Origin of the sequence: Streptomyces sp. NPDC048473 (assembly GCF_043200155.1) — a bacterium.
Taxonomy (GTDB): Bacteria; Actinomycetota; Actinomycetes; order Streptomycetales; family Streptomycetaceae; genus Streptomyces.
Map to the genome: position 1 here is coordinate 1 of NZ_JBICXE010000161.1, position 2,148 is coordinate 2,148.

Consider the following 2,148-nt stretch of genomic DNA (forward strand, 5'->3'; position numbering starts at 1 on the left):
GGGGTCTGGTCGTACAACTCGTCGAAGTGGCGCCAGCCGTTCTTGTTGGGGTCCCCCACCCCCGGTTCCGAGGCCCAGAATGCGGCACGGAAAATATTGCCCTTGTATTTGGCTACGGCCCCTGTCTGGTAACCCTCGGGCTTCGGCTTCCACTCGGGTACGTCGGGGTAATCCGAAGAAAGGCTCACTGAAACTCATGCCCCCTGGTGCGGTGTTCGTGCGGTCATGCCCACTCAACCAGAGACTTCCTCGCCACCCCAGACCAGATTCAGCCCCGCCGCCGGCTGTGAAAAACGTCTCGGCTGGCGCGCCGAGTTGAATGGTCTGAGTTCGATGACTTACTGAGCCTGGATCCACCGGTTGATGTCTGCGGGGCGGGAGGTCCGAAACGAAGAGATTCCTTGTGACCTGCGAAGGTGGGACTTCTCAGGGTTCCATCCGGCAAGTACAGCAAGGCATCTCTCACGTGCAATCTTCCTATGCCCCCGCGGGGGGTCTCCGCCAGGGCGGTTGCAAGTTCCGGGATCGTGTAGATCGTCCGCGCCCAGCGGGAGTTGACGTGGCAACAGCACAGGCACGAGACCGGTGATCATCAGGGTGTCTAGGCCAGCTGATCACATCGAGGTCCCGTGCCTGCTGCTCCATCTTCACCGATCCCTGCCGCCCTGGCGAAACTGAGTCCTCTTCACCAGCACGACACCGGCCGCCTGCGCGTCCACCTCCGGCGCGTACCGGACCCGCGTTCGCGTCGCGGGCGGGTGGTATCCCCTGGTCGGCTTGCTGCTGATCTGTGCCTGCGCAGTCGTCTCCGGCGCCCGAACCATCACCGAGATCACCGAGTGGGGACAGCGCGCCACCACCACGGTGCTGGAGCTGCTCGGCATCCGCCGCCACCTGCCCGGACGTCGCCGCGCACCGTCCCACGCCACCCTCACCCGGCTCCTGGCCGCCCTCGACGGCGATGCCCTGGACGCCGCGATCGGCGCCTACCTGGCCGAACACGACCACACCGCCGTCGACGCCACCGGCTCGGCGCCTCGGCCGGCGATCGCGGTGGACGGCAAGGCGCTGTCCGGCTCCGCGCACCGACAGCAGCGCCACCGGCACCTGCTGTCCGCCGTCACCCACGCCCCCACCGTCACCCTGGCCCAGCCCAGCGGGAGGTGGGGGCCAAGACCAACGAGACAGCCGCCTTCCGCCCGCTGCTGGAACCACTCAATCTGGCCGGCGCCGTGGTCAACTTCGACGCCCTGCACAGCGTCAAGGACCAGGTGCGCTGGCTGGTGCAGGAGAAGAAAGCCCACTACATCGCGGTGATCAAGGGAAACCAGCCGACCGCGTCGGCCCAGTTCAAGGGCCTGCCATGGGAGCAGGTACCCGTGGCGCACACCGTTTCCGAATCCGGGCACGGGCGGCGGGAGTCCCGCTCGGTCAAGACCATGGCCATCGCGGCGAACCTGGGCGGGATCGCCTTCCCGGAAGCGCGGCTGGCCTTGCGCATCCACCGGCGCCGCCAAGAGAGCGGCAGGCGGCAGACCAGAGAGACGGTCTACGCCGTCACCAGCCTCGATACCCACCAGGCCAGCCCCGCTGACCTGGGCGGATACGTGCGCGGGCACTGGGGAATCGAAAATTCCAGCCACCACGTCAGAGATGTGGTCTTCGCCGAGGACGCCTCCACCGTCCACACCGGCAACGCGCCGCGGGCAATGGCCGCCTTACGGAACCTGGCCATCGGCAGGCTGCGACTGCTGGGAGCCGACAACATCACCAAGACCACCCGAGCGATCCGAGACGCACCCGAACACGCCCTCTGGATCTAGGGCATCACCGACAGCCCGCTCCTACCGGGAACTTGAAGCCGCCCTGGGTCTCCGCCGCGTTCGACGACCCGACGCTGGTCGCCTACGGCGGCCTGGAGCCCCTGATACGCCTGGCCGAGCGGTGCGGGCTGCCCGAACTGGTCGGTGGGCGGCTGCACCTGCCCGCCACCGCCGACGGCGTGGGCGCGTTCCCGGCCGCGAAGGTCATCGCTTTGGGCGCGGGAATGGCGGCCGGGGCGGACTGCATCGATGACATGGACCGGCTGCGGCACGGGGCGATGGACCGCCTGTTCACCGGCGTGCGCGCGCCCTCCACCCTCGGGTC

General features: G+C 68.1%; 3 protein-coding genes and 1 pseudogene. 3 read left to right on the forward strand and 1 reads right to left on the reverse strand.

The annotated features are described in order from the left end of the window. A partial coding sequence (locus tag ACGFU7_RS47905; protein ID WP_393705093.1) for a hypothetical protein occupies positions 1-188 on the reverse strand: 188 nt, incomplete at its 3' end. Between the two features lie 589 nt (positions 189-777). On the opposite strand from ACGFU7_RS47905, the gene ACGFU7_RS47910 reads away from it, so the two are divergent. The 3 genes and pseudogenes from ACGFU7_RS47910 to ACGFU7_RS47920 all read left to right on the forward strand — a co-directional run. Continuing rightward, on the forward strand, positions 778-1,317 hold the full coding sequence (locus ACGFU7_RS47910; RefSeq protein ID WP_393705095.1) for a transposase family protein: 540 nt from the start codon (positions 778-780) through the stop codon (positions 1,315-1,317). Continuing rightward, entirely contained in the window at positions 1,206-1,823 is a 618-nt protein-coding gene (locus ACGFU7_RS47915) for an ISAs1 family transposase (RefSeq protein ID WP_393705097.1), read from the forward strand. Before ACGFU7_RS47910 ends, ACGFU7_RS47915 begins: the two co-directional genes overlap by 112 nt. Before the next feature lie 32 nt (positions 1,824-1,855). Next, a pseudogene (locus ACGFU7_RS47920) lies at positions 1,856-2,148 on the forward strand (IS1380 family transposase); the annotation flags it as partial.